This window comes from Qipengyuania sp. BR81-2, assembly GCF_055693895.1.
In genome coordinates this window covers 228,271-253,249 of sequence record NZ_CM146344.1, presented here as the reverse complement: position 1 = coordinate 253,249, position 24,979 = coordinate 228,271, and the positions used below count along the sequence as shown (strand labels likewise).

The following is a 24,979-nucleotide window of genomic DNA, read 5'->3' as shown; positions in this document are numbered from 1 at the left end:
TTGGCAATCAGCGCCAGTTGCCGGTTTCCATCCATTTGAGGAAGCGGCCCAGCGGAAGGAGCCAGACGAGGCCGAGGAACACGTAGACCACCGTCTGCGCGAGGGTCGGCCAGTCGCCGATCAACCCGGGCAGGTAGCGCGCGATGACGATGCCATAGACCAGCAGGCCGATGAGCAGGCCGAGAAGGCCTACGGGAATGCGCCAGGTCGGTTCTTCTCTCATCAAAACGGTCCGTAGAGGCGGGTAGGGGTGACCACCGCCGTGAGGCTGCGATCATGCGGTTCGACGGGCAGATCTTCGGCCAGCTGACAATCCCAGGCAAGCCCGATCGCGGTTACGTTGTCGCGCCTTTCCAGCCAACGGTCGTAATGCCCGCCACCTTGGCCGAGCCTCTCGCCGCTATCGGTGAAGCCGACCAGCGGGACGAACAGCACGTCCGGTTCCAGAACGGGCGCATCGGGAGAAGGTTGCAGGAGCCCGAACGGGCCTACCTCGAGGTCTTCTTCGTCGAAGGGGTCGGAATGTGCCGCGAATTCCATCGGCGAATTGCGCGTTGCGAAGCGCGGGAGAGCGATCTCGTGCCCGCGTTCTAGGAAGAATTTTGCATAGGAAGCAGCCGGTGCCTCGAAAGGATCGGCACGATAGAGGCCGATCGTTGCGCCCTCAGGCACGAGGTCGAGGAGGGGCGCCGGAGGACGGTGGAAAACCAGTCCGCGCATGCTGTCGGGCAATTCGGCGACATGATCACGCCGAAGCGATCTCAGGATTTTTCGAAGCTGGTCCTTGGTCACGCCTCTTCAAACCTTCCCGTTACGAAACGGGCCAATTGGCCCGCAAGGGCGACCGCCCGCCCGCAGCGACACGGCCTTCAGGCCGTGAGAGCGAGAAAAGCCAAGTGAGCGGACGCGAACGCCGGCGCCTGAGGCGCAGCAAACAAGTAGCGGGACCACCATGGGTCGGTGCCATTGAAATCCTCTGACGCCAAGTTACGTCAGGTGGGCGCCGTATACCCGAGCCTCCAGGACAAACCCGCAAGCCCAGGCAGGGACAGCTCCCATGGATTGCTTATAGCCTCAGGGATATTCGTGCGGCTCGTGCCGGGCAGCCCCGCCGAGCGCCTATCTAGGATGCCTCGGCGCCGCTCTCAAGGGCAGATGCAGCACCTTCGAGTGCATTTGCCACGCGTTCGAGCCGCGCGGCCATGGCGTCGGTGTCCAGACCCGGGTCGGGCGGATGCGAAGCGGCGGTGGCCTTTACGTCGTTGAGCTCGTCGGCGAGCAGGATCGCGGCGAACAGCAGGTTCTTCGCCTCGTTACCGGTGACGTTGGCCCCCATTCCGGTGAGCTTGTCATCGACCATGCGCGCAAGGCCGCGGACTTTCTCTTCCTGCCCGTCGGCAGTCGAGACCGTGTAGACACGCCCGCCGACCTGAAGTTTCACGTCGCTCACTGTTCGAGGCTCCCGATCAGCTTGTCGAGCTCGCCGAGATTGGCAGCAACGCGGGATTTGAGAGCTTCGTGCCGCGCCGCAAGTTCGCTGTCGGCACCTGCGCCGGCACGCGGCAAAGTGGCCTGCGTCTCGATGCGAGAGAGGGCCTTCTCGATCCTCTCCAATGCGCCGTGGATACGTGTTTCGCTCATGACAGCTGTGCAAATATCAAGATTGGCGCGTGCGGGCAAAGGCTTGGGCGCGCCTGTTGATAAATCGCACCAAGGATAGCGAGCCGCGGATCGCCGCCGCGCTCGGCTTGACCTTGCCTAGCCCATCCGCGAAGGGTCTCCCCGCGTCGAATCGCCACATATTTCGGAGAAGAATCCCCATGAGTCTCGACCCCGCTCGCATGGTCCAGATGGCCAATGCCATCAGGGCGCTTTCGATGGATGCGGTGCAGGAGGCTAATTCGGGGCATCCCGGCATGCCGATGGGCATGGCCGATGTGGCGACCGTGTTGTGGAGCGAATACCTGAAGCACGACCCGGCGGCGCCCGACTGGGCCGACCGCGACCGCTTCGTCCTGTCCGCAGGCCACGGCTCGATGCTGATCTACAGCCTGCTCCACCTGTCCGGATATGCGCGCCCGACAATGGACGACATCCGCAACTTCCGCCAGCTCGGCAGCCCTTGCGCCGGACACCCCGAAAACTTCCTCCTCGAAGGCGTGGAAAGCACCACCGGCCCGTTGGGGCAGGGTCTTGCCATGGCGGTCGGCATGGCGATTGCGGAGCGCAAGCTCAACGCGGACTTCGGTGACGACATCGTCGACCACAAGACCTGGGTCATCGCCGGCGACGGCTGCCTGATGGAAGGCATCAACCACGAAGCGATCGGCCTTGCAGGTCACCTGAAGCTAGGCCGCATGAACGTGCTTTGGGACGACAACCAGATCACCATCGACGGGGGCACCGACCTGTCGACCAGCGAAGACATCAAGGCGCGCTACGCGGCGACCGGCTGGCATGTCGTCAGCTGCGATGGCCATGACTTCGACGATATCCGCCGCGCGCTGGACGAAGCCCTGGCGGACGACCGCCCCTCGCTGATCGCCTGCCGCACCGTCATCGGTAAGGGCTCGCCCAACAAACAGGGCACAAGCTCGACCCACGGCGCGCCGCTCGGCGACGACGAAATCTCCGCAACGCGTGACGTGCTGGGCTGGGACGCGAAACCTTTCGAGATCCCCGAGCAGGTCCTGTCAGACTGGCGCAGCACTGCCGACGAAGGTGCCCGGGCTCATGGCGAGTGGAACGAGCGCCTCGCGGCTCACAGCCAGCGCGCCGACTTCGAGCGCCGCATGTCGGGCGACCTGCCGACCAAGTTCAGCCTCGACAATTACATCCAGTCGCTGATGAAGGAGCCGGTCAAGGTTGCGACCCGCAAGGCCAGCGAAATGGCGCTCGAGCAGATCAACGGCCAGCTTCCCGACACGATCGGCGGCAGCGCCGACCTTACCGGTTCGAACAATACCAAGGCAGGCGGGATCGGGCCGTTCACGGCGGACGATTATTCGGGCCGCTACATCTATTACGGCATCCGCGAATTCGGCATGGCCGCCGCAATGAACGGCATGGCGCTGCACGGGGGCGTTATCCCCTATGGCGGCACCTTCCTCGTCTTCACCGACTATTGCCGCGCGGCAATCCGCCTCTCGGCCCTCCAGCAGGTCCGTGCGATCTATGTCATGACGCATGACAGCATCGGCCTTGGCGAAGACGGCCCGACACACCAGCCGGTCGAGCATGTGCAGAGCTTGCGCATGATTCCGAACCTCCTCGTGATGCGCCCTGCCGACGCGGTCGAAACGGCCGAGTGCTGGGAAATTGCACTGCGCGAGAAAGACCGTCCGACCGTGCTCGCGCTGACCCGTCAGGGCCTGCCGCAGGTGCGCAACCATCCCGAAGAGACCGACATGTGTTCCAAGGGCGCATATCGCCTCAAGAAGGCCGGTAACGCTGCCAAGGTCACGCTGGTCGCAAGCGGGAGCGAAGTGCACCTCGCGCTCGCCTGTGCCGAGGAATTGGAAAAGCAGGGCGTCGGCGCAAGCGTCGTCTCGATGGTCTGCACCCAGCTGTTCGACGAGCAGGACGATGCCTATCGCGCTGACATGATCCCCGCCGATACGCTGCGTGTCAGCATCGAGGCGGGCACCACCTTTGGCTGGGAACGCTACACCGGCGAAGGCGGCCTCAACATCGGGATCGACAGCTTCGGGGCCAGCGCGCCGGCAGGCGATCTCTTCAAGAAATTCGGTCTCACGGCGGACGCTATCGTTCCGCAAATCATGAACAAATTGCCCAAGTAATTCAGGACTTAAGCAGGAGCTTCTCGCATGGCTACCAAGGTTGCAATCAACGGTTTCGGACGCATCGGACGCCTCGTGGCGCGTGCGATCCTAGAGCGTGACGACCACGATCTCGACCTCGTCTCGATCAACGATCTCGCGGACACCAAATCGAACGCGCTGCTGTTCCAGTACGACAGCACGCATGGCCGTTTCCCCGGCACCGTCGAAGTGGGTGACAACGCGATCATCGTGAACGGCAAGTCGATCGCGGTGACCAGCGAGCGTGATCCGGGCAACCTGCCGCATGCCGACCAGGGCATCGACATCGTTCTCGAATGCACCGGCTTCTTCCAGAGCCACGAAGCTGCCGAACCGCACCTCAAGGCGGGTGCCAAGCGCGTGCTGATCTCGGCACCGGCCAAGAACGTTTCGGCCACCATCGTCTATGGCGTGAACCACGAAACGCTGACCGCCGACGACGTGATCGTCTCGAACGCCAGCTGCACCACCAACTGCCTCTCGCCGATGGCAAAGGTCCTGCACGACACGGTCGGCATCGAGCGCGGCTTCATGACCACGATCCACAGCTACACCAACGACCAGCGCATGCTCGACCAGATGCATGGCGACATGCGCCGTGCCCGTGGCGGTGCGCAGAACATGATCCCGACCACTACCGGCGCGGCCCGTGCTGTCGGCCTCGTCCTGCCCGAACTGGCGGGCAAGCTCGACGGTAGCTCGGTCCGCGTGCCGACCCCGAACGTCAGCCTCGTCGACCTCGTCTTCACCCCCGGCCGCGATACCAGCGCCGAGGAACTTAACGCTGCGCTCAAGGCCGCGGCCGAAGGCAAGATGAAGGGCGTGCTCGACTACACCGACCAGCCGCTCGTCAGCTCGGACTTCAACCACTATCCGGCCAGCTCGACCATCGACAGCCTCGAAACCAGCGTGATGGAAGGCAAGCTCTGCCGCGTTGTCAGCTGGTACGACAACGAGTGGGGCTTCTCGAACCGCATGATCGACACCGCCGGCGTGATGGCGAAGTTCCTCTAAAGGACGACACGATGAGCAGCTTCAGGACCCTGGACGACCTTGGCGATGTGACCGGCAAGGTCGCGCTGGTGCGCGTTGATTTGAACCTTCCGATGAAGGACGGTTCGGCCACCGACGTCACCCGTGTCGAGGCGGTGAAACCCACCATCCTCGAACTCGCGGACAAGGGCGCCAAGGTCCTGCTGCTCGCCCACTTCGGCCGCCCCAAGGGCAAGCGCTATTCGACCATGTCGACCAGCTTCGTGCAGGGCGACGTCGAAGAAGTGCTCGGCAAGGAGATCATGTTCATCCCCGAGGTCATGGGCCCCGTGGTTGAACAGTCGATCGGCATCCTCAGGAATGGCGATATCGGCCTGCTCGACAATGTCCGCTTCTGGCCGGGCGAAGAGGCGAACGATACCGAATTCGCCAAGGGCATGGCCGCGCACGGCGACTTCTACGTCAACGACGCCTTCTCCGCTGCGCACCGCGCGCATGCTTCGACCGAGGGGCTGGCGCACCGCCTGCCCGCCTATGCAGGCCGTGCGATGGAAGCTGAACTCAAGGCGCTCGACGCGGCCCTCGGCAATCCCGAACAGCCCGTCGCGGCTGTCGTTGGCGGGGCGAAGGTCTCGACCAAGCTCGACGTGCTCGAAAACCTCGTCGGCAAGGTCCAGCACCTGATCATCGGCGGCGGCATGGCCAACACCTTCCTCGCTGCGCGCGGGGTCGATGTCGGCAAGTCGCTGTGCGAGCATGACCTCACCGACACCGCCAACCGCATCATGGACCAGGCCGATCATGCCGGCTGCACAGTGCACCTGCCCTATGACGTCGTGGTGGCGAAGGAATTCGCGGCCAACCCGCCAAGCATGCGCGTCTGCAACGTCCACGAGGTCGCCTCGGACGAGATGATCCTCGATGTCGGCCCGCAGGCGGTCGAGGCGCTTGGCGATGTGCTCAAGACCTGCCGCACGCTGGTGTGGAACGGCCCGATGGGCGCTTTCGAGACCGAGCCCTTCGACACCGCCACCGTGGCGCTCGCCAAGACTGCGGCCGCGCTGACCGAAGGCGGCTCGCTGACCTCGGTCGCAGGCGGCGGCGATACCGTTGCCGCGCTCGCCCATGCAGGCGTGAAGGACGATTTCACCTTCGTGTCGACCGCAGGCGGCGCTTTCCTCGAATGGATGGAAGGCAAGGCGCTTCCGGGCGTGGCAGCGCTGACGGCCTGAGCCGATGGCCACCACCCGCCACCTCTTCTCCACGCCCTTCGTCGCCGACATGCTGCAGAGCGCAGAGGGGCTGAGTCTCCTGCGCGAGGCGATCGAGAAGGAGAAGGCGCGCGATGCGGCGGGGGTCGATATCTCCAACATCGGCGGCTGGCATTCGAACACGCAGATGCTCGAATGGGGCGGTGAGCCCGCGCGGGCGCTTGCCCACAAGGCGATGACGCTCGCGGACGGGCAGACCATCGACAACAAGAGCCCGCAGGACAGCCGCTTCACCTGGCACCCCGAGATGTGGGCCAATGTCAGCGGCAAGGGTGCAGCCAACCAGTACCATTTCCACCCAGGAAGCTTCTGGTCGGCAGTCGCCTATATCGACGATGGCTACGAGGGAGATACGGACCCCGATCTCGGTGGCGAACTGCAATTGCAGGACCCGCGCATGCCGATGATCCGCATGGGCGCGCCCGATCTCCGGCTCAAGCTGCCCGACGGCCAGGCGATGCACAGCGAGGTTTCGCTGCGACCGAAGACGGGCATGATCGTGATGTTCCCCAGCTGGCTCCAGCACGCGGTGCGGCCGTTCCACGGCAGCGGAACGCGCATCTCGATCGCGATCAACCTCGTCGCGGTGTTGAAAAGCCAAGCCTAGCGATATTCCGGGTTCGGCGCGTCAAAGCTGTAGCCTTCGTTCCACAGCTCCTTCGAATTGCCCCACGCAGGAATGCCGCCCGCATCCTTAAGCATGCGCGCCATGTGCATGAGGTTCCAGGTCATGAAGGTGGTGTTGCGGCGGGTGAACTCGTTGTCGAACCCGGCATAGCCACCGCCTTCTTCGGCATCGCCGTAACTCGGACCCGGGCCTGCCTCACCAATCCAGCCGGCGTCGGACTGCGGCGGAATGGTGTAGCCTACATGCTGGAGCGAATAGAGCACGCCCATGCCGACATGCTTGATCCCGTCCTCATTGCCGGTGACGATACAGCCGCCGACCTTGCCGTAGAACACATACTGGCCCTTGTCGTTCGTCTGGCCCGAATGCGCATAGAGCCGCTCTATCAGGCGCTGGCAGACCGAGCTCTTCTCGCCGAGCCAGATCGGCGTGCCGACGATCAGGATGTCTGCTGCCTCGACCTTCTCCCAGATCGCCGGCCAGTCGTCTCTCTCTGCTCCGTGCTCGGTCATGTCCGGATAGACGCCCGGCGCGATCTCGTGGTCGACGAGCCGTAATTGTTCCAACTGAACGCCACTTCGAACCAGGATTGCCTCGACTACGCCGAGCAGTTTGCCCGTATGCGAGCCTTCGGGAGAGCGCTTGAGAGTGCAGTTGATGCACAATGCCTTCAGGTCCGAAAAATCGGTCGTGTTTTCCGCGCACAAACGGTCCTGCGTCGCATCGAGCATGGCATTTTCTCCTTATCCCGAAGAGATACGCCCCAGACCGGGAATAGTTACCTGCAAGGCGTTGCAGGCAGCAGGGGGCAAGGCTATTGGCGCTCGCATACGTTTGCACGGACACGGGATACCAAAATGACCTTCGAAGAAATGCGCGACCGCATCGCCAACGGACAGGGCTTTATTGCCGCACTCGACCAGTCGGGTGGCTCCACCCCCAAGGCGCTGCGTGGCTACGGCGTGGAAGACAATGAGTGGAACGGCGACGACGAAATGTTCGGCATGATCCATGAAATGCGCCAGCGCATCATCGAAGCTCCGTGCTTCGGCAACGGCAAGGTCATCGGCGCGATTCTGTTCGAGAAGACCATGGAAGGCGAAAGTGGCGGCAAGACCGTGCCGGCACGCCTCGCCGAACGTGGCATTGTCCCGTTCCTCAAGGTCGACAAGGGCCTCGAGGAAGAGCGTGACGGCGTCCAGCTTATGAAGCCCAATCCGGGTCTTGAAGCCATGTGCGCCCGCGCCAAGCAGCTCGGTGTATTCGGCACCAAGATGCGCAGCGTCATCAAGTCGGCCAATCCTAAGGGCATCCGCGAGAACGTCCGCCAGCAGTTCGCTGACGGCGTGCGCATCCTCACCAGCGGTCTCGTCCCGATCCTCGAGCCCGAATATGACATCACCGCCGCCGACCGCGCGGAAGGCGAGAAGATCCTGCTCGAAGAGCTGATCGCAGGTCTCGACACGCTGCGCGACGACCAGCAGGTCATTTTCAAGCTCTCGATCCCCAAGCAAGCGGGTCTCTACTCCGACCTCATCAAGCACCCCAAGGTGCTGCGCGTGGTCGCGCTGTCGGGCGGCTATTCGACCGACGAGGCTTGCAGCGAACTCGCCAAGAACCCGGGCATGATCGCCAGCTTCAGCCGCGGTCTTCTGCAGGACTTGCGCAAGCAGCAGGACGATGGCGAATTCGACGGCACACTGTCGGGCGCGATCGACCAGATCCACGCCGCGAGCGTCACCTGATCGAACTGGTGGGTGACGCGGCGCCCTTCCGGCGATAGAGGGCGGGCATGGAAGATACTGTTCCCACCCAGCTTTACCTGATCTCGCCGCTCGAAGTGGGCGGCGATTTTCCCGACCGGCTCGAGCGTGCGCTCGCAGCCGGCAAGGGCATGGTGACCGCTTTCCAGTTCCGCGTGAAGGGTCTCGACCAGCACGAGGCCGCCGCGCTTGCAGAGCCGCTGCAGGAGATCTGCGCGCGCCGCGAGGTGGCTTTCATCGTCAACGATTCCATCGCGCTGGCAAAGCGTCTCGGGGCCGATGGCGTACACCTGGGGCAGGGCGATGGCGATGTGCGCGAAGCCCGCGACGAGCTGGGCCGGGAGGCGCAGATCGGCGTAACCTGCCACGCCTCGCGTCACCTTGCCCTCGAAGCTGGCGAAGCAGGCGCGGACTACGTTGCTTTCGGAGCCTATTTCCCGAGCAGCACCAAGGATACCGAACATCGCGCAGGCACGGACCTGCTCGAGTGGTGGCACCAGATGGTCGAGATCCCCTCCGTCGCCATCGGCGGCATCACGCCGGAAAACTGTCGGCCGCTGATCGAGGCGGGCGCCGACTTTCTCGCAGTGTCGGGCGCCGTGTGGAGCGGTGACGAAGTTGCCGCCATCGAAGCTTTCGCGGAGCAAATCGCAACCGCGTGAGTTGTCTCACCTGAACGGGCCGGGTCGCGTCCCGCCGAATTCAGGAGAGGTCCCTCAATGCGTAACCTGCTGATCGTCGCTGTTTCTTCCCTCGCGCTGGCCGCTTGCGGCCTCAATGGCGCGGAAGAGGAGGGCGAACCCACGACCGCCCAGGCCGAACCCGCCGAACACTACGGCTACGAGACCTACGACGAGGATAATCTCGCCGACAGCATGGCCTCGAACGACGATGCCGCCGGCATGGGCGACAGCGTTGCCAACGAGGACCAGGACATCCCCGATAGCGAAGAGCGACCGATCATGCAGGCGCAGGTCGTGCTCGACCGCGTGGGCTTCGGCCCGGGCGTGATCGACGGCAAGATGGGCATGAGCACGGAGAATGCGATCCTGGGCTTCCAGGAGGCCAACGACCTCGAGACCACCGGCAAGCTAGACGAAGCGACCAAGACGGCGCTCTCGGACTGGGATGCGATCCCTGCCACCCGTGTCGTCACGATCCCTGCAAGCTGGGGCGAGACGGAATACACCGACATTCCCGAAGAGCCCGAAGGCAAGGCCGAGCTCGAAAGACTTGGCTACAAGTCGCTCGACGAACGCTTGGCGGAGCGCTTCCATACGACTGTCGAGGTGCTCAAGCAGCTCAATCCCGGCGGCCAGCCTGCCGGTGCGGGCGGGAGCGAAGGGCCTAACCCGCAGCCCACGCCAACGCCCGATATCGAGCGGCCCGATGGTGAGGAGCCCAGCTTCTTCCAGGCCGGACAGCAGATCCGCGTGCCCAATATCGGCGGGGACCGCATCGAGAAGGGCAAGATTGAGGACCGCGACTGGCAGCGTACGCTTGCGAGCCTGGGTGTCGGCAGCGAACAGACCGAGGTCGACCGCATTGTCGTCAGCAAGGCGGGCAAGACGTTGAAGGCATACCAGGGCGACAAGCTGGTGGCGCTGTTCACGGTCAGCTCGGGTTCGAGCGAATTCCCGCTGCCGCTGGGCGAATGGGATATCGTGGGAGAAGCCTACAATCCACCCTATCGCTACGATCCCAAGGTGCTCGGCAATGACGATGCCAAGGACAACGTCCAGATGCTGCCCCCGGGGCCCAATTCTCCGGTTGGGGTGATCTGGATCGACCTGTCCAAGGAGCATTATGGTATTCACGGCACGCCTGACCCCGAAACGATCGGGCGTGCGCAGTCGAGCGGCTGCGTGCGCCTTACGAATTGGGATGCGGCACGGCTTGCGGGGATGGTCTCGCAGTCGACGCGTGTGATATTCGAGGCCTGAGAGGGCAGGGAGGGATCATGAAGTTCATCGACAGACTGCTGACCATCATCATCACGGCCACGATCACCAGTGCCGTCTGGATCGTGGCCGGAGGCTCACTTATCGAGAATGCAACCAGCGCAGGCCAGCGCGACGCAACGCGGCCTGCCGAGGCTGCGCCCAGTCCATCGCCGAGCCAGACGGCCAGCGGGGTTGCCGATGCGGCCACCGATGCACCGGCGGCTACGGCGCTCGATACGCGCACCGCTTCGGCGCCGAGCGAGACCGATACGCGCCAGCTCCTCATTCCCGTGCGCAATATCCGCGCGTCTGACCTCACCGACACATTCAGCGATCTCGCGTGCCGGCGGCCAGCGCCTGCATGAAGCGATCGATATCATGGCGCCCAAGGGCACCGCAGTGGTGTCTGCTGCACCGGGCACGGTGGAAAAGCTGTTCCGGTCGGATGCGGGCGGGCTGACGATCTATGTGCGTTCGCAGGACCGTGAGACGATTCACTACTACGCCCATCTCGACAAATATGCCGAAGGGCTGAAAGAGGGGCAGCGCGTGCGACGCGGCCAGCGGCTGGGCACGGTGGGATCTTCGGGCAATGCTTCGGATGAAGCACCGCACCTGCATTTTGCGATCCTGCAGACGACCGAGGATGCCGAGTGGTGGGAGCCCGCCAACGCGGTCAATCCCTATCCGTTGCTGACGCAGCGCTAGTCGGCGACAGGGCCTGCGCGATGGCAGCGCAGGCGACCAAGCTTGTCGTCCTTGCCGAGCTCCTGAAGCAATCCGGAAGACACGCGCATCATCTTGTGGCCCTTCAGGGGGCCGCGAGTGAAGGTCACGCGGCGTCCTTCGAGGAGGTAGGTGCCCGAGCCCTTGTCGGTCTTGTAGCTGGATGCGCCGGTAATCGAGAAGCCATGGCCTTCGACCTCGTTCCAGGCGGGGCCGGCAGCGGTTCCCGGAAGCGCGCAGACATATTCGCCCTGCGGCAAAACGCCAAGACTGCCCTGCGACAGCGCAGGGCCGGCCGCCACTGCGGCGATCGCGATTGCTATGGGAGCTGCGTATCTCATGTCTTTCCCTCTTGCCTTCGACATAGGGTAGGGAGGGCAAAATTTCCATAACCTTGCCGTTCTCACCGCATGGCTGTAAGGCGCGCCCCACACGGCTGGGCACTCTCGCGCCAGCGCTCTTTCACATCGAGGCATTTCCCATGAAGATCAGCGGCGTGGACATTCGTCCGGGCAACATCATCGAATACGAAGGCGGCATCTGGAAGGTCGCCAAGATCCAGCATACGCAGCCCGGAAAGGGCGGTGCCTACATGCAGGTCGAGATGAAAAACCTGCAGGACGGCCGAAAGACCAACGTCCGCTTCCGCAGCGCCGACACGGTCGAGAAGGTGCGCCTCGATACGCAGGACTACCAGTTCCTTTACGAAGACGGCGACATGCTCGTCTTCATGGACCAGACCACCTACGAGCAGATCAACCTGCCCGCCGACCTGCTCGGCGATGCACGCCCGTTCCTGCAGGACGGCATGCAGGTGAAGCTCGAACTGTGGGAAGAAAAGCCGATCTCGGTCGAGCTTCCGCAGCAGGTCGAAGCCGAAATCGTCGAGGCAGACGCCGTGGTGAAGGGCCAGACCGCTTCGTCCAGCTACAAGCCCGCCGTCCTCGACAACGGCGTTCGCATCATGGTCCCGCCGCACATCGAAAGCGGCACGCGGATCGTGGTCGACGTTTACGAGCAGACCTACGTCGGCAAAGCCAGCTAACAGGGCCGTTTAGGAGTCGCATCCATGGGCAAATCCATCGCCAGCCGTTTCGACAATATCGATATCGCGAAGAGCACCCTGCGGGCCGTCATCATCAACGATGACGAGCTGACGCTGGAGATGGATTTCTGCCTCGAGCCCGACCACCCCGAGTACGAGGCGCCGGGCGCCGACGAGGAGTGCTGCTGGCACCCGGGCCTCCTGAAGTTCGCCGGGATCACCAAGCTACAGCTCGACCGCCGTGAGGTCGAGCAGGGCGAAGCGATGCAACGCCGCTTCGCCATCGAGAAATTCAACATCGAGGGCACGAAATTCGACATGGAATGCGAGTGGGGCGACATCCACCTTGCAGCCCGCTCGATCCGCGTCCTCACCGAGTAAGAGACTGAAATGGCAGCAATTTCCGGACTGATCCGCGTGATGGAGAAAGCCGCGCGCAAGGCGGGTGGCCGCCTGCGCCGCGACTTCGGCGAGATCGAACACCTGCAGGTGAGCCGCAAGGGTCCTGCCGACTTCGTGTCGAAGGCTGACATGCGTGCCGAGCGTACGATCTATGACGAGCTGCTCGCCGCGCGCCCCGACTGGGGCTTCGAAATGGAAGAGGCCGGCACGATCGACGGTGCCGACGGCGCGCCGCGTTGGATCGTCGACCCGCTCGACGGGACCAGCAACTTCCTTCATGGCATCCCGCATTTCGCGATCAGCATCGCGGTGCAGGAGCGCAAGCTAGGCAGCGACGACTGGGGCGATGTGACTGCTGCAGTGGTCTACAATCCCGTAACCGACGAGACCTTCTGGGCGGAAAAGAGCCGCGGCGCATGGCTGCACGATGGCCGCCTGCGCGTGTCCTCGCGCCGCAATCCCTCCGAAGCGCTGATCGCGACGGGCATTCCCTTCGCCGGACACGGCGACTTCGCCGAGTGGTCGAAAATCTATAGTGCCATCGGTCCCAATGTCGCTGGCATCCGCCGCTTCGGCGCCGCCTCGCTCGACCTTGCATGGCTCGCAGCCGGCCGTTTCGACGGTTTCTGGGAAAGCGGTCTTAATGACTGGGATACGGCCGCCGGCTGCCTGATCGTGCGTGAGGCGGGCGGCTTCGTCTCCGACTACCGTGGGCGTTCGCAGCCGATCCACTCGAAGCAGGTGCTCGCAGCCAATGACGCGCTGCATTCCAAGCTGCACAAATTGCTCGCGAATGCGCTGAAAGCTTGATGCGTAACCGGAGCGCGGCTAGTTCCCGCGCTCCAACACGTGCCTCCGTGGCGGAATTGGTAGACGCGCTCGACTCAAAATCGAGTTTCTTACGAAGTGCCGGTTCGAGTCCGGCCGGGGGTACCACTCTTTTTTCAAGTCCCGCGTAACCTTTCGCGCGCCCTTTCGAATTGGGTCGCAAGGGCGCATGCTGCGCTTCACGATATACAAGGGACTGACCATGACCGATCGCGGCCTCACCAAGGGCCTTGCTGCCGTGCTTCTCGTGACGGTGGCGAGCCAGATTTTCTACATCACCGTCGTCTCGGGTTCCGAGAACGAGATGCTTCGCCCGCTGACTTGGTTTACCGAGCTCTTCGCCTTCTCGGTTTCCGCGATCTTCGCCCACGCTCTGGCCGCGCGTCGCCCGGTTGAGGCGGTACTGTGGTCCACGATTGCGCTCGCTGGCGTGCTGAACGTGATCCAGGTGGCCATGGGCCTTTCGATGTTCGCCCCGGCGATGGAAGCGCAAGAGGCGGTGCCGCAACTGTTCTCGGCTATCCTTGCCGGTGCCTTCTTCTTCTACTTCTTCGCCAAGCTTCTGCTCGGAGGCGCTGCCTTGGCGCTCGGCCTCTCGGCGTTCTCAGCGGAAGGTGCGCTCGTGAAGGGTGCTGGCGGGCTGGCAGCTCTGGCAGGGCTTGCCGCGATCGGCCTTTCGCTCGCAGCGATGATGGATTCGGAAAGCTGGACCTTCCCGGCTGGCGCCGCAGGCACCGCCGTGACCGCTCTTCTCGCCTTCGTCCTGCTTGTCAGGCCGCAGCCCGAGGTGACGCCGGCGGCCTGAAAACCGCTTGTAATTCCGCGATAGGGGTGTGATTTAACGCCCCGGATGATCGGGATCCCATCCTATCACGCGATGGCGGCCATGGCCGTGACAGTCGCAATGTTCGTCGCTTTTGCGCGCGGGCGGATGTCCATCGAGATCATTTCATTGCTCACCATCGCGGTGATCGCGGTCGGTCTCTATTTCTTCCCGCTCGACGGCCAGTCACCAACCGATGGCCTCGCCATAGCTTTCGGCGGCTTCGGCCACTACGCACTGATAACCATTTGCGCCTTGATGATCCTGGGGCGTGGCCTGATCGTGACCGGCGCGCTGGAGCCTGCCGCGCGCCTCCTCGAGCGGATGTTCAAGTTCAACCTCCAGCTCGGCCTGCTGTTCTCGCTCCTGATCGCTTTCGTGTTGTCGATGTTCGTCAACAATACGCCGGTGCTAGTGCTGCTGATCCCGATCTTCGTGACGCTGGCGGCACGCGGCGCCTTGCCTGCCTCCAAGACCCTCATGCCGCTCAATTCGGCTTCGCTGATCGGGGGTCTGGCCACGACCATCGGTACTTCGACCAACATCCTCGTTGTCTCGATTGCTGTCGATCTCGGCATGCCGATGATGAGCGTGTTTCATTTCACGCCAATCGTGCTTGGTGCCGCGCTTGTTGCATTACCCTACATCTGGCTCGCCATGCCCAGGATGCTGGCCGACAACCGGGTCGAATTGGAACACAACCAGCGACGGTTCTATACTCGCCTCCGCGTCACCGAGGGCAGCCTCATGAACGGGCGCGAGCTTTCCCAGATCGCGCCGCGGCTGCCATCCGGCATCGAGTTCCACGATGTGAAGCCCGGGCTCTTCCGTCCCGGCCAGCGGATCAAGGTTTCGGGCACCCACGAGGCAATCGAGGAAGCCATCCAGGTCATGCGTGGGGAGGCTGCTCCGAGCTGGGTTCTCGAGCGCATCAAACGCGCGCATAACGAGACTGGCGAAGACATCGAGGTGGTCGAGATGACGGTCACCGCCGACAGCCGCCTGATCAACCGCACGCTCCCGACCTCGGGCATCGCCGACCTCTACGGCGTGGCCGTGGTGGGGATCCATCGCCCAGACACGCTGATAGGCCAGAAGGACCAGTACAGCGACGTCGGCGATATCCGCATGCGTGAAGGCGACGTGCTGTTGGTCATGGGTATCCAGAAGGATCTCGAGGACTTCGCCACAGCCGACAGCCTGCTCCAGCTCGAAGGCCGCCGCGAGCTGCCGCGTCGGTCCAAGGCGCTGCTCGCGGCCGCGATCATGGGCGTATCGGTCCTGCTCGCATCAATCGGCGTCCTGCCCATTGCCATCGCCGCGCTGGGCGGTGCGATCCTGATGTTCGTGACCGGCTGCGTGAAATTTGATCGGGTGGGAAGAGCCTTGTCCGCGCAGGTCATCGTTCTGGTGGCGGCCAGTATCGCGATCGGCCGCATCATCGATGAAAGCGGGGCAGCGGCCTGGCTGGGCGAGCTGCTATCCTACGGCCTCCAGTTCCTTTCGCCTGCGCTGGTGCTCGCGGCGATCATGGTCTTCGTGACAATCCTCACCAATTTCGCTTCCAACGCTACGGCGGCCACGGTCGGCACGCCTATCGCCTTTGCCGTTGCAGCGCAGCTCGGCCTGCCGCCGGAGCCGCTGGTGCTTGCGGTGCTGTTCGGCTGCAATCTCTCCTACGCGACCCCGATCGCGTACCAGACCAACATGCTGATCATGGCCGAGGGCGATTACCAGTTCGGCGACTATGTGAAGACCGGCGTGCCATTGGTGTTGATCATGGTCACGGCGCTTTCGGTGGGCCTCGTGCTCACTTACGGTCTCTAGAGACGTCCGCTGACTTTCCTAATCGCGCAGGCTCTGCCAGTCTTCGCTCTAGATCGAGAGGTTCGGGCACGGCCGGAGAATTTTGCTCCAGGACCGTGTTCCATGTGTTCCAAGCTGAGGGGGTAGCCCAGACAATGTCCAACTTGCGTCCAACACTGCTCGCAGCCGCCGCGGCCGCGCTGACTTTCGCCACGCCTGCACAGGCAAACGACCTGCGCGCCAGCCTCGAAGAGGACATGCCCGGCCTGATGGAGCTCTACCGCGATCTCCACGCCAATCCGGAATTGAGCTTCGAGGAACACCAGACCGCCGCCAAGCTCGCCAAGCGCATGCGTGATCTCGGTTTCGAGGTGACCGAGGGTGTGGGCCAGACCGGCGTCGTCTCGGTCATGAAGAACGGCGACGGGCCGGTAGTGATGCTGCGCGCCGACATGGACGGGCTTCCCGTCATCGAGCAGACGGGGCTTCCCTATGCGAGCAAGGTCACTGCAACGCCAGCGAGCGGCGTGACCACCGGCGTGATGCACGCCTGCGGCCACGATACCCACATGGCAGGTTTCATCGGCGCTGCGCAGCTTCTTGCCGAGCGCAAGGACGAGTGGTCGGGCACGCTGGTGATGATCCTGCAGCCGGCAGAGGAACTGGGGCTCGGCGCGATCGCCATGATCGAGGACGGCCTTTACGAACGCTTTCCGAAGCCCGAATACGTTCTTGCCTTCCATGATGCCGCCGCGCCCGCGCCGGCAGGCACGATCGGCTATACGCCGGGCTATGCGCTCGCCAATGTCGACAGCGTTGACATCACCGTGAAGGGTATCGGCGGCCACGGCGCCTATCCGCACACCACGATCGATCCGGTGGTGCTCGCGAGCGGCATTGTGATGAAACTGCAAACGGTGGTGAGCCGGAACTCCTCGCCGCTCGATCCGGCGGTGATCACAGTGGGCAGTTTCCACGCAGGCGCGAAGCACAACATCATCTCGGACGAGGCCAAACTGCAGCTGACGGTGCGCAGCTACTCCGACGAGAGCCGCCAGCAGCTGCTCGACGGCATTCGCCGCGTGGCGCGGGGTGAAGCCATCACAGCGGGTCTGCCCGAGGACATGCTGCCGGTGGTGACGGTCGAGGATCCCTATACGCCCTCTACCTACAATGATCCCGATTTCAGCGAGGAACGCGCCGCCGCCTTCCGCAGCCGCTTCGGCGAGGGCCGCGTAATGCAATGGCCTGCAGTGATGGGGGGCGAGGACTTCAGCCAGTTCCGCCGTGCAGATCCTGAAGGCGTGAAGAGCATGATCTTCTGGATCAGCGGCACGCCCGCCGAAATGCTCGCCGCGCTGAAGGAAGAGGGCAAGCCGCTGCCCTCGCTCCATTCGCCCTTCTGGGCGCCCGATGCCGAGGCGGTGGTCAGGACCGGCGCCGAGGCGCTCGCGAGCTCAGCGCTCGACCTTATGCCTGCCAAGGGCGGATAAATTGACGGCCGCCGCAGCATTGGGGGTGCTGCGACGGCCGTTTCTCCTCCCCAGGAGAACTGTTGATCGGGTGGTGTCGTTCAGCCGTCCGAGGGCACGTAGGTGCCAAGGCGGTGGTGGAGGGCGTTGATCTTCGCCAGCTCCTCACGGTCCTCCGTCTGGCGCGCGTAGCTCGTCAGGGCCGTGCGCAAGAGGCGGAAATCCGCAGTCGAGAACAGCGCACGGGCGCGTCCCGGCTCGGTCTTCGGATTGTCTTCGGTCATCGTAGTCATCCTTCCTCTCCTTACGCCGCTGCGAACTGGTTCATGGTGTTGTCCTTGCCGCCGGCCTTGAGGGCGGCTTCGCCGGCAAAGTATTCCTTGTGATCATCGCCGATGTCCGAACCGGCCATGTTCTGGTGCTTCACGCAGGCGATACCCTGGCGGATTTCCTCGCGCTGGACGTTCTTGACGTAACCGAGCATCGCCTGGTCGCCGAAGTATTCCTTGGCGAGGTTGTCGGTGCTCAGCGCCGCCGTGTGATAGGTCGGCAGCGTGATGAGGTGGTGGAAGATGCCGGCACGCTTCGCGGCATCGGCCTGGAAGGTGCGGATCTTCTCGTCGGCTTCGGCGGCAAGTTCGGTGCCGTCGTAGTCGATGCTCATCAGCTTGGCGCGGTCGTAGCCCGACACGTCCTTGCCTTCCTTCTCCCACGCATCGAAGATCTGCTGGCGGAAGTTGAGGGTCCAGTTAAAGCTGGGCGAGTTGTTGTAGACCAGCTTCGCATTGGGGATCACCTCGCGGACACGGTCGACCATACCGGCAATCTGTTCGACATGCGGCTTTTCGGTCTCGATCCACAGCAGGTCGGCGCCGTTCTGGAGCGCGGTGATGCAGTCGAGAACGCAGCGGTCTTCACCCGTTCCGGCGCGGAACTGGTAGAGATTGCTGGGCAGGCGCTTGGGCGCCATCAGCTTGCCGTCGCGGCTGATGAAGACCTGCCCATTGGTGATGTCGGCCGGATCGACTTCGTCGCAATCGAGGAAGGCGTTGTACTGGTCGCCAAGGTCGCCGGGCTCCTTCGAGAAGGCGATCTGCTTGGTCAGGCCTGCGCCGAGGCTGTCGGTGCGGGCGACGATGATGCCGTCCGGAACGCCCAGTTCGAGGAAGGCATAGCGGATCGCGCGGATCTTCTGGAGGAAGTCCTCGTGAGGAACGGTAACCTTGCCGTCCTGGTGGCCGCACTGCTTTTCGTCCGACACCTGGTTCTCGATCTGCAGCGCACAGGCGCCGGCCTCGATCATCTTCTTGGCAAGAAGGTAGGTTGCCTCGGCATTGCCAAAGCCTGCATCGATATCGGCGATGATCGGCACGACATGCGTCTGGTGCTCGTCGATTTCCTTCAGCAGGCGGTGCGTGTTGACCGCATCGCCATTGGCCTTGGCTTCGTCGAGCTCGCGGAACAGTCCGCCGAGTTCACGTGCGTCGGCCTGCTTGAGGAAGGTGTAGAGCTCCTCGATCAGCGCCGGAACGCTCGTTTTCTCGTGCATCGACTGGTCGGGCAGGGGGCCGAATTCGCTGCGCAGCGCGGCAACCATCCAGCCCGAGAGGTAGAGGTACCGGCGCTTGGTGCTGCCAAAATGCTTCTTGATCGAGATCATCTTCTGCTGGGCGATGAACCCGTGCCAGCAACCGAGCGACTGCGTGTAGTTCGCCGGGTCCTTGTCATAGGCTTCCATGTCCTCGCGCATGATTTTCGCGGTGTAACGCGCGATGTCGAGCCCGGTGGGAAAACGGTTCTGGACAGCCATGCGAGCGGCGCTGGCAGCGTCGATCGCGCCCCAGGGTGCACCGTTCTCAGCGATGGTTTCGCCCATCTTCGCGATGTGGCTCTGGTAGGTCATGGGTATTCTCCTGTCCGTGATTGGCGTGTGCCTCACGAAGAGTAATGCGCTCGAAGAAGCGATTCGGGCATGAAAATTTACAAAATATCTTGTCTAAACACGCGACATCGGCATAGTCGGCCTGTAAGTATGTAAAGGAATTTACAAATGGCCGACGATGCATTGCGCGCCGGACCAGCCATCAGGAGGCTGCGCAAACGCGAAAACCTGACCCAGGCGGCCATGGCATCGCGCCTCTCGATTTCGCCGAGCTACCTCAACCTGATCGAGCGCAACCAGCGACCGGTGAGCGCGCGCGTCGTGATGGCGCTGGTCGAGCAATTCGATTTCGATCCGCGCAGCATGCGGGAGGACGAAGCCATCGGCGGGCTGGACGGGCTCGCGCGCCGCTTTGCCGACGAACGTTTTGCCGATCTCGCCATCGACCGCGAGGAACTGGACGAATTCCTTTCGACTTCGCCCCAGGCTGCTGCAGCCTTTGCGCGGCTCTACGACAACGCCGGTCCTGCGGGGGAGGCTTATCAGGATCCGCTCGATGCCTCGCGCCGCGAGATCGAGCGATGGCGCAACCATTTCGCGGATCTCGACCGGGAGGCAGAGGAACTCGCTGACGAAATGCGCCTGTCGCGCGGGGATATCGGGCTTGCTCTGACTGAGCGGCTACGCGAACGCCACCAGCTCTCAGTTCGCATCCTCCCTCGCGAGGTTCTGCCCGACAGCCTAAGCCGTCTCGACCTGCATGCACGCCAGGTGCAGCTTTCCGAAATGCTCGGACCGGCGTCCCGCAACTTCCAGCTTGCGCTCAAGATCGCGCAGCTGGAGAAGTCGGACGAGATCGTGTCGATCGCCCAGGGCGCCAAATTCGACGACGAGGCGGCGCGTGCGCTCTTCAAGCGCCATCTCGACGGCTATTTCGCTGCGGCGCTGCTGATGCCCTACAGCAGGTTCCTGCGCGCCTGCGATGCCACCGGCTACGACCTGCCGGTACTCGAACGCCGATTTTCTGTCAGTTTCGAACAACTGGCCCACCGCCTCACCACTCTCCAGCGGGTCGGTCAGCGCGGGCTGCCGTTCTTCATGGTCCGTCTCGACCGCGCAGGGCAGTTTTCCAAGAGCTTCATGGGCGCAAGCACCGCGCGCTTTGCCGGGGAAGAAGTTTCGTGCCCGCTCTGGGACGCGCACCGTGCATTCGAGCGCGCAGGAGAACTGGTTGTCCAGTACGTCAGCCTCGACGATGCCGGAGAGGGGCAGGGCGGCTGGCTAACGATGATGCGAAGCGTGGAGGGCAGCGGTGCACCTGGTGATGCTCGTTTCGTGGTAGCCGTAGGCGTGGAAGCCGTTCTCGCCACCGAGCTTGCACAGGCGCGAGGTCTTTCCCTGAGGCCAGCGGATGCACAGCGCATCGGACCGGGCTGTATCCGCTGTTATCGTGAGGGTTGTCCGCAGCGCTCGCTCCCACCGAGGGGACGCAAACTGCATTTCGACAGGTTGCGCAGGGGCACGTCGCCGTTCGAGTTCGGCGAACGCCAGGGCTAGCCCGTTAACCCTCTTTCCGGGGAACCCGCATCGCTATCGCCGCGTTTTCGCCACATTCCAGGGTCCAGCAAAGGAATTAGCGATGACCGAAGAACGCATCACCGAGACGACCGACAGTGCGGGTAACACCCACACGACCCACACCGTCGTGACCGACGGGGAAGGAACGAAGAGCAGCAGCACCCCTTGGGGCCTGATCATCATCCTCATCGTCCTCGCAATCGGTGCTTTCGTGATCTTTTCGCAGATGAGTGATGCGGAAGTCGCCAAGGACAATGCCGTCGCCGACGCCGCCAATGAAGTCGGCGAAGCGGCCGGCCAGGTGGGTGACGCTGCAGAAAGTGCAGGCGAGGCAGTGCAGGACGCGGTCGAGAACTGATCTCATCCAAAAATTGCAGAGTGTCAGGAAAGGCGACGCTTCCCTAGGAACGCGTCGCCTTTCCTACGCCGGAATGCTGTAAAATTTACCGACAGTTCACCCTTTCTGCGTAGTCCATGTTCACTGCGATCAGGAAGGATTGTCGTAAATGGACTGGGCAGGCACGCTCGCCTACGTATTTTACTCGCTCGGCGCGATTGTCTGCGTGCTCGCTGCGGCGTGGATTGCGCGCGCGGGGGCAGAGGACCGGACCGATCGCTGGGCAGGAGCTGCCGCGCTCGCATTGACCGCCAACTGGTGCTTCGCGGCTGCAAGCTTCCCGCCGCAGCACATCATCGTCCAGTTCACCGAGATCGCTGCAAATCTCGGCTGGATATTCGTCCTTTTCCGCCTCTTCGCGAACGACGGACGGGATGAAGATCTGAAAGTCATCCGTCCGGCGGTGTTTTCGCTCGGCTTCGTCGAGTGCCTCCAGGTTGCGCTGATCGTCATTCAGCTGCGCTTTTCGCTGACGCCCGAGCTGGCCCAGCTGGTCATCAGCACTTCTGCAATTTTCCGGGTACTCGTTGCGATCGGCGCGCTGGTGCTGCTGCACAACCTCTACGTCGGCGCGTCGCCTTCCTCGCGCCGCATGCTGCGCTGGAACTGCGCTGCGCTTGCGGGTCTCTGGGCATTCAGTCTCAACTACCACTTCATCGCGTTTCTCGCCGAGGCCTATCCGCTCGAGATATTCGCCCTGCGCGGCTTGGCTGCCGCAGTGATTGCCGTGCCTTTCGCCACCGGCTTTGCGACCAAGGCTGCGGGCCTCAGTTTCAGCCCTTCGCGCGCTGTCACTTTCCGCTTCCTTTCGCTGCTGGTGATCGGCGCATACATGCTGCTGATGCTGGCCATCGCCAGCTGGCTCGACGTCCTTGCCGGCAATGCCGCGCGCCTGACGCAAGTCGGACTGGTGATCGCAGCTGGCGCGCTGGCTCTGATCTGGCTGCCTTCGGAGAAGCTTCGCGGCTGGCTCCGGGTGACTGCGATCAAGCACCTCTTTAAGCACCGGTATGACTACCGCAACGAGTGGATCCGCTTCACTCACACGATCGGCAGGGGCGGCATGGAGGACTCAAGCCTCCAGCAGCGCGCCATCAAGGCGATGGCCGATATCACCGATAGTCCCTCGGGGTTGCTCCTGACCGGTGACGAGGACGGCGTCCTGCAACTCGCCGCACACTGGCGCTGGCCGCAACTGCCTGTGCCGAACGATGCGATCCCGGCCGAACTCAGCGCCATCATGGAGCGCGAGCATCTCATCCTCGATTTCGACGAGGTGCGAGAGGGTACCGAATATCATGGCGAGATCGCATTCGTGCCCGAATGGCTACGCGAGGAACCGCGGGCGTGGGCGGCCGTGCCGTTGCTCCATTTCGAGCGACTCATCGGTATCATCGTGCTCGCTCGCCCGCTGCATCCGCGCAAGCTCGACTGGGAGGATTTCGACCTCCTCGGTATCGTCGGACAGCAGCTCGCCAGCTACCTCGCCGAACAGGCCGGTCAGGAAGCGCTTTCGGAAGCGTCCCGCTTCGACGAATTCAACCGGCGGATGGCCTTCGTCATGCACGACATCAAGAACCTGTCGAGCCAGATGTCGCTGCTGCTTCGCAACGCAGAGAAGCACGCCGACAAGCCCGATTTCCGCAAGGACATGCTCGTCACGCTGAGGAACAGTGCGGACAAGCTCAACATGATGCTCGCTAGGCTTGGCCGCTACGGATCGAATTCGAGCGAGAAGGCACAGGACTTCGACCTTGGCGTTGTCGCGAGGACGGTTGTCGAGCGGACCTCTCGCAATCACCGTGTCGATCTTTTGCGGCACGAACCGGTGATGGTTTCGGGCCAGTCGGAGGCGCTGGAACAGGCGCTTACGCATCTCGTACAGAATGCCATTGAGGCGAGCGAGGAAGATCTCGCCGATCATGGTCGAGATTTCCTCGGACGGCCTCTCGGGCACGATCCAGGTCGTCGACAGCGGCAGGGGCATGAGCCCCAGCTTCGTGCGCAATAGCCTCTTCAAGCCTTTCGTTTCCTCGAAGGAGGGCGGCTTCGGCATCGGTGCTTTCGAAGCGCGCGAGATGATCCGCGCGATGGGCGGTAGGCTTGATGTGGAGTCGCGTGAAGGTCTTGGAACGCGCTTCCTGATCAAGCTGCCGCTGAAATCGGCGCAACAGTTCCTCTCCGGAGCGCAGCAAACCGACAAGATAAGGAAGGGCGCCTGATGGCAGATGCGAAACCCAAGCTGCTCATCGTCGAGGACGACGAGGGCCTGCAGGCCCAGCTCAAATGGGCTTACGACGATTACGAGGTCGTGATCGCCGGCAACCGCGACCAAGCACTTGCCGCGTTGCGCGCCGACGAACCCGCTGTGGTGACGCTCGACCTCGGCTTGCCGCCCGATCCCGACGGGACGAGCGAAGGCTTCGCTGTGCTCGATGCGATCATGGAGATGAAGCCCGATACCAAGGTCGTCGTCGCTTCGGGCCACGGAGCCCGTGAGAGCGCGCTCAAAGCGATCGGACGCGGTGCCTATGACTTCTACCAGAAGCCGGTCGACATCGAACAGCTCGGCCTGATCGTCGAGCGCGCATTCAAGCTGAGCAAGATCGAGAGCGAGAACCGTTCGCTCTCGGAGAAGGTCGGCGAAGACCAGACCGTGCTCGGCACGATGATCACGGCAGCGCCCGAAATGGCGAAGGTCGCCCGCACGATCGAGCGCGTGGCGCCGACGAATGTATCGGTCATGCTGCTCGGTGCGAGCGGAACCGGCAAGGAACTGCTCGCCAAGGGTCTCCACGACTCCAGTGATCGCCGGCACGGGGCGTTTGTCGCCATCAACTGCGCGGCGATCCCCGAGAACCTGCTCGAAAGCGAGCTCTTCGGTCACGAGAAGGGCGCCTTCACGGGCGCCGTGAAAACCACCGAGGGCAAGATCGAGATGGCCAATGGCGGCACGCTCTTCCTCGACGAGGTAGGCGATATCCCGCTGCCGCTTCAGGTGAAGCTGCTGCGCTTCCTGCAGGAACGGGTTATCGAGCGGATCGGCGGACGGAAAGCGATTCCGGTCGATACACGCATCGTCTGCGCGACGCACCAGGACCTCGAAGGCATGATTGGCGAGGGCACCTTCCGCGAGGACCTGTTCTACCGCCTCGCCGAAGTGGTCGTGAAGATCCCCAGCCTTTCCGAGCGACCGGGAGACAGCGTGCTTCTGGCAAAGCACTTCCTCGCCCGTTTCGCGAAGGAAATGAACCCGCAGGTGAAGGGCTTTGCGCCCGATGCGCTGGCGGCAATCGACAGCTGGAACTGGCCGGGCAACGTGCGCGAGCTGGAGAACCGGGTGAAGCGCGCCGTCATCATGGCGGACGGCAAACTCGTCCATGCAGAGGATCTCGACCTTGGCGATGGCGAAGAGGAGGACGCGAAGGCGCTCAACCTCAAGCAGGCGCGCGAGGCGGCCGATCGCCGGATGATCCGCCAGGCAATGGCGCGCAGCCAGGGCAATATCTCGATGACCGCCAAGCTGCTCGGGATCAGTCGTCCGACGCTTTACGACCTGCTCAAGCAGTACGACCTGCAGGCCACCTAGTGCGCGACAAGC

The 24,979-nt window shown here is 63.2% G+C and carries 28 protein-coding genes, 1 tRNA gene and 1 other RNA gene; 21 read left to right on the top strand and 9 right to left on the bottom strand.

Annotated elements, in window-relative coordinates:
- Positions 1–7: 7 nt before the first annotated feature.
- From ACZ1G8_RS01310 to ACZ1G8_RS01290, 5 genes are all read right to left on the bottom strand, one after another.
- A complete protein-coding gene (locus ACZ1G8_RS01310; protein ID WP_472680049.1) occupies positions 8–223 on the bottom strand; it encodes a DUF2842 domain-containing protein in 216 nt (71 codons plus the stop codon).
- The gene (locus ACZ1G8_RS01305; RefSeq protein WP_472680048.1) at positions 223–792 is read right to left on the bottom strand and encodes a 5-formyltetrahydrofolate cyclo-ligase; all 570 of its coding nucleotides are present in this window, start codon (positions 790–792) and stop codon (positions 223–225) included. The genes ACZ1G8_RS01310 and ACZ1G8_RS01305 overlap by 1 nt, the downstream gene beginning before the upstream one ends.
- A 148-nt stretch (positions 793–940) precedes the next feature.
- A non-coding RNA gene (gene ssrS, locus ACZ1G8_RS01300) (6S RNA) lies at positions 941–1,112 on the bottom strand.
- An 11-nt stretch (positions 1,113–1,123) separates the two neighbouring features.
- Complete coding sequence (locus tag ACZ1G8_RS01295) at positions 1,124–1,441, bottom strand: cell division protein ZapA (RefSeq protein WP_472680047.1); 318 nt, start codon at positions 1,439–1,441, stop codon at positions 1,124–1,126.
- 5 nt (positions 1,442–1,446) lie between these two features.
- Positions 1,447–1,641: a hypothetical protein gene (locus ACZ1G8_RS01290; RefSeq protein WP_472680046.1), complete on the bottom strand. Its 195-nt coding sequence runs from the start codon at positions 1,639–1,641 to the stop codon at positions 1,447–1,449.
- A gap of 179 nt (positions 1,642–1,820) precedes the next feature.
- Between ACZ1G8_RS01290 and tkt the strand changes: the two genes are divergently transcribed.
- From tkt to ACZ1G8_RS01270, 4 genes are read left to right on the top strand one after another with little or no spacing between them, the layout of a single operon-like run.
- The gene (gene tkt / locus ACZ1G8_RS01285; protein WP_472680045.1) at positions 1,821–3,800 is read left to right on the top strand and encodes a transketolase; all 1,980 of its coding nucleotides are present in this window, start codon (positions 1,821–1,823) and stop codon (positions 3,798–3,800) included.
- A gap of 27 nt (positions 3,801–3,827) precedes the next feature.
- On the top strand, positions 3,828–4,835 hold the full coding sequence (gene gap, locus ACZ1G8_RS01280) for a type I glyceraldehyde-3-phosphate dehydrogenase (RefSeq protein ID WP_221428133.1): 1,008 nt from the start codon (positions 3,828–3,830) through the stop codon (positions 4,833–4,835).
- A gap of 11 nt (positions 4,836–4,846) precedes the next feature.
- On the top strand, positions 4,847–6,046 hold the full coding sequence (locus tag ACZ1G8_RS01275) for a phosphoglycerate kinase (protein WP_472680044.1): 1,200 nt from the start codon (positions 4,847–4,849) through the stop codon (positions 6,044–6,046).
- 4 nt (positions 6,047–6,050) lie between these two features.
- The gene (locus ACZ1G8_RS01270) at positions 6,051–6,692 is read left to right on the top strand and encodes a 2OG-Fe(II) oxygenase family protein (RefSeq protein ID WP_472680043.1); all 642 of its coding nucleotides are present in this window, start codon (positions 6,051–6,053) and stop codon (positions 6,690–6,692) included.
- On the opposite strand, the gene ACZ1G8_RS01265 is transcribed toward ACZ1G8_RS01270, so the two are convergent.
- Positions 6,689–7,444, bottom strand: a complete 756-nt coding sequence (locus ACZ1G8_RS01265) for a flavodoxin family protein (protein WP_472680042.1) — start codon at positions 7,442–7,444, stop codon at positions 6,689–6,691. The two genes, ACZ1G8_RS01270 and ACZ1G8_RS01265, sit on opposite strands and share 4 nt — an antisense overlap.
- A 126-nt stretch (positions 7,445–7,570) precedes the next feature.
- On the opposite strand from ACZ1G8_RS01265, the gene ACZ1G8_RS01260 reads away from it, so the two are divergent.
- The 5 genes from ACZ1G8_RS01260 to ACZ1G8_RS01240 are packed head-to-tail and all read left to right on the top strand — an operon-like array spanning position 7,571 to position 11,127.
- Positions 7,571–8,458, top strand: a complete 888-nt coding sequence (locus ACZ1G8_RS01260) for a fructose bisphosphate aldolase (protein WP_472680041.1) — start codon at positions 7,571–7,573, stop codon at positions 8,456–8,458.
- A gap of 47 nt (positions 8,459–8,505) precedes the next feature.
- The gene (gene thiE, locus ACZ1G8_RS01255) at positions 8,506–9,138 is read left to right on the top strand and encodes a thiamine phosphate synthase (protein ID WP_472680040.1); all 633 of its coding nucleotides are present in this window, start codon (positions 8,506–8,508) and stop codon (positions 9,136–9,138) included.
- A 57-nt stretch (positions 9,139–9,195) separates the two neighbouring features.
- Positions 9,196–10,419, top strand: coding sequence for a L,D-transpeptidase family protein (locus ACZ1G8_RS01250; RefSeq protein WP_472680039.1), 1,224 nt, complete (start codon positions 9,196–9,198; stop codon positions 10,417–10,419).
- 17 nt (positions 10,420–10,436) lie between these two features.
- Positions 10,437–10,784 (top strand): hypothetical protein, encoded by a 348-nt coding sequence (locus tag ACZ1G8_RS01245; RefSeq protein ID WP_472680038.1) that lies wholly within the window; start codon positions 10,437–10,439, stop codon positions 10,782–10,784.
- Between the two features lie 13 nt (positions 10,785–10,797).
- Positions 10,798–11,127: a M23 family metallopeptidase gene (locus ACZ1G8_RS01240; RefSeq protein WP_472680037.1), complete on the top strand. Its 330-nt coding sequence runs from the start codon at positions 10,798–10,800 to the stop codon at positions 11,125–11,127.
- Here ACZ1G8_RS01240 and ACZ1G8_RS01235 read toward each other — a convergent pair.
- Complete coding sequence (locus ACZ1G8_RS01235; protein ID WP_472680036.1) at positions 11,124–11,486, bottom strand: elongation factor P; 363 nt, start codon at positions 11,484–11,486, stop codon at positions 11,124–11,126. The genes ACZ1G8_RS01240 and ACZ1G8_RS01235 overlap by 4 nt on opposite strands.
- A gap of 140 nt (positions 11,487–11,626) precedes the next feature.
- On the opposite strand from ACZ1G8_RS01235, the gene efp reads away from it, so the two are divergent.
- The 7 genes from efp to ACZ1G8_RS01200 all read left to right on the top strand — a co-directional run bounded on the left by efp (position 11,627) and on the right by ACZ1G8_RS01200 (position 17,542).
- Positions 11,627–12,190, top strand: coding sequence for an elongation factor P (gene efp / locus ACZ1G8_RS01230; protein ID WP_222442633.1), 564 nt, complete (start codon positions 11,627–11,629; stop codon positions 12,188–12,190).
- 24 nt (positions 12,191–12,214) lie between these two features.
- Positions 12,215–12,571, top strand: coding sequence for a hypothetical protein (locus ACZ1G8_RS01225; protein ID WP_472680035.1), 357 nt, complete (start codon positions 12,215–12,217; stop codon positions 12,569–12,571).
- Positions 12,572–12,580: 9 nt separating this feature from the next.
- A complete protein-coding gene (locus tag ACZ1G8_RS01220) occupies positions 12,581–13,402 on the top strand; it encodes an inositol monophosphatase family protein (protein WP_472680034.1) in 822 nt (273 codons plus the stop codon).
- A gap of 41 nt (positions 13,403–13,443) precedes the next feature.
- Positions 13,444–13,528: transfer RNA gene (locus tag ACZ1G8_RS01215), tRNA-Leu, on the top strand.
- Positions 13,529–13,622: 94 nt separating this feature from the next.
- Positions 13,623–14,225, top strand: coding sequence for a hypothetical protein (locus tag ACZ1G8_RS01210; protein WP_472680033.1), 603 nt, complete (start codon positions 13,623–13,625; stop codon positions 14,223–14,225).
- Between the two features lie 45 nt (positions 14,226–14,270).
- Positions 14,271–16,070, top strand: a complete 1,800-nt coding sequence (locus tag ACZ1G8_RS01205) for an SLC13 family permease (protein WP_472680032.1) — start codon at positions 14,271–14,273, stop codon at positions 16,068–16,070.
- A gap of 134 nt (positions 16,071–16,204) precedes the next feature.
- Positions 16,205–17,542, top strand: a complete 1,338-nt coding sequence (locus ACZ1G8_RS01200; RefSeq protein ID WP_472680031.1) for an amidohydrolase — start codon at positions 16,205–16,207, stop codon at positions 17,540–17,542.
- Between the two features lie 80 nt (positions 17,543–17,622).
- Here ACZ1G8_RS01200 and ACZ1G8_RS01195 read toward each other — a convergent pair whose 3' ends face one another.
- Positions 17,623–17,805 (bottom strand): hypothetical protein, encoded by a 183-nt coding sequence (locus tag ACZ1G8_RS01195; protein WP_221429562.1) that lies wholly within the window; start codon positions 17,803–17,805, stop codon positions 17,623–17,625.
- Positions 17,806–17,825: 20 nt separating this feature from the next.
- On the bottom strand, positions 17,826–19,424 hold the full coding sequence (locus ACZ1G8_RS01190; RefSeq protein WP_472680030.1) for an isocitrate lyase: 1,599 nt from the start codon (positions 19,422–19,424) through the stop codon (positions 17,826–17,828).
- 147 nt (positions 19,425–19,571) lie between these two features.
- Here ACZ1G8_RS01190 and ACZ1G8_RS01185 point away from each other — a divergent pair, with 147 nt between their 5' ends.
- The 5 genes from ACZ1G8_RS01185 (at position 19,572) to prsR (ending at position 24,967) form a co-directional block, all read left to right on the top strand.
- A complete protein-coding gene (locus tag ACZ1G8_RS01185) occupies positions 19,572–20,960 on the top strand; it encodes a helix-turn-helix domain-containing protein (RefSeq protein WP_472680029.1) in 1,389 nt (462 codons plus the stop codon).
- Between the two features lie 82 nt (positions 20,961–21,042).
- On the top strand, positions 21,043–21,339 hold the full coding sequence (locus tag ACZ1G8_RS01180; protein WP_221428151.1) for a hypothetical protein: 297 nt from the start codon (positions 21,043–21,045) through the stop codon (positions 21,337–21,339).
- 148 nt (positions 21,340–21,487) lie between these two features.
- A complete protein-coding gene (gene prsK / locus ACZ1G8_RS01175) occupies positions 21,488–23,389 on the top strand; it encodes an XrtA/PEP-CTERM system histidine kinase PrsK (protein WP_472680028.1) in 1,902 nt (633 codons plus the stop codon).
- Positions 23,301–23,600, top strand: a complete 300-nt coding sequence (locus tag ACZ1G8_RS01170) for an ATP-binding protein (protein ID WP_472680027.1) — start codon at positions 23,301–23,303, stop codon at positions 23,598–23,600. The genes prsK and ACZ1G8_RS01170 overlap by 89 nt, the downstream gene beginning before the upstream one ends.
- Positions 23,600–24,967, top strand: a complete 1,368-nt coding sequence (prsR, locus tag ACZ1G8_RS01165; protein ID WP_472680026.1) for a PEP-CTERM-box response regulator transcription factor — start codon at positions 23,600–23,602, stop codon at positions 24,965–24,967. Before ACZ1G8_RS01170 ends, prsR begins: the two co-directional genes overlap by 1 nt.
- The last annotated feature ends 12 nt before the right edge of the window (positions 24,968–24,979 follow it).

Coding starts and splice junctions, on each gene's coding strand:
- ACZ1G8_RS01310 (WP_472680049.1), bottom strand. CDS start 223: ATGAGAGAAGAACCGACCTGGCGCATTCCCGTAGGCCTTCTCGGCCTG.
- ACZ1G8_RS01290 (WP_472680046.1), bottom strand. CDS start 1,641: ATGAGCGAAACACGTATCCACGGCGCATTGGAGAGGATCGAGAAGGCC.
- tkt (WP_472680045.1), top strand. CDS start 1,821: ATGAGTCTCGACCCCGCTCGCATGGTCCAGATGGCCAATGCCATCAGG.
- gap (WP_221428133.1), top strand. CDS start 3,828: ATGGCTACCAAGGTTGCAATCAACGGTTTCGGACGCATCGGACGCCTC.
- ACZ1G8_RS01275 (WP_472680044.1), top strand. CDS start 4,847: ATGAGCAGCTTCAGGACCCTGGACGACCTTGGCGATGTGACCGGCAAG.
- ACZ1G8_RS01270 (WP_472680043.1), top strand. CDS start 6,051: ATGGCCACCACCCGCCACCTCTTCTCCACGCCCTTCGTCGCCGACATG.
- ACZ1G8_RS01265 (WP_472680042.1), bottom strand. CDS start 7,444: ATGCTCGATGCGACGCAGGACCGTTTGTGCGCGGAAAACACGACCGAT.
- ACZ1G8_RS01260 (WP_472680041.1), top strand. CDS start 7,571: ATGACCTTCGAAGAAATGCGCGACCGCATCGCCAACGGACAGGGCTTT.
- thiE (WP_472680040.1), top strand. CDS start 8,506: ATGGAAGATACTGTTCCCACCCAGCTTTACCTGATCTCGCCGCTCGAA.
- ACZ1G8_RS01250 (WP_472680039.1), top strand. CDS start 9,196: ATGCGTAACCTGCTGATCGTCGCTGTTTCTTCCCTCGCGCTGGCCGCT.
- ACZ1G8_RS01245 (WP_472680038.1), top strand. CDS start 10,437: ATGAAGTTCATCGACAGACTGCTGACCATCATCATCACGGCCACGATC.
- ACZ1G8_RS01240 (WP_472680037.1), top strand. CDS start 10,798: ATGGCGCCCAAGGGCACCGCAGTGGTGTCTGCTGCACCGGGCACGGTG.
- ACZ1G8_RS01235 (WP_472680036.1), bottom strand. CDS start 11,486: ATGAGATACGCAGCTCCCATAGCAATCGCGATCGCCGCAGTGGCGGCC.
- efp (WP_222442633.1), top strand. CDS start 11,627: ATGAAGATCAGCGGCGTGGACATTCGTCCGGGCAACATCATCGAATAC.
- ACZ1G8_RS01225 (WP_472680035.1), top strand. CDS start 12,215: ATGGGCAAATCCATCGCCAGCCGTTTCGACAATATCGATATCGCGAAG.
- ACZ1G8_RS01220 (WP_472680034.1), top strand. CDS start 12,581: ATGGCAGCAATTTCCGGACTGATCCGCGTGATGGAGAAAGCCGCGCGC.
- ACZ1G8_RS01210 (WP_472680033.1), top strand. CDS start 13,623: ATGACCGATCGCGGCCTCACCAAGGGCCTTGCTGCCGTGCTTCTCGTG.
- ACZ1G8_RS01205 (WP_472680032.1), top strand. CDS start 14,271: ATGATCGGGATCCCATCCTATCACGCGATGGCGGCCATGGCCGTGACA.
- ACZ1G8_RS01200 (WP_472680031.1), top strand. CDS start 16,205: ATGTCCAACTTGCGTCCAACACTGCTCGCAGCCGCCGCGGCCGCGCTG.
- ACZ1G8_RS01195 (WP_221429562.1), bottom strand. CDS start 17,805: ATGACCGAAGACAATCCGAAGACCGAGCCGGGACGCGCCCGTGCGCTG.
- ACZ1G8_RS01190 (WP_472680030.1), bottom strand. CDS start 19,424: ATGACCTACCAGAGCCACATCGCGAAGATGGGCGAAACCATCGCTGAG.
- ACZ1G8_RS01185 (WP_472680029.1), top strand. CDS start 19,572: ATGGCCGACGATGCATTGCGCGCCGGACCAGCCATCAGGAGGCTGCGC.
- ACZ1G8_RS01180 (WP_221428151.1), top strand. CDS start 21,043: ATGACCGAAGAACGCATCACCGAGACGACCGACAGTGCGGGTAACACC.
- prsK (WP_472680028.1), top strand. CDS start 21,488: ATGGACTGGGCAGGCACGCTCGCCTACGTATTTTACTCGCTCGGCGCG.
- ACZ1G8_RS01170 (WP_472680027.1), top strand. CDS start 23,301: ATGGTCGAGATTTCCTCGGACGGCCTCTCGGGCACGATCCAGGTCGTC.
- prsR (WP_472680026.1), top strand. CDS start 23,600: ATGGCAGATGCGAAACCCAAGCTGCTCATCGTCGAGGACGACGAGGGC.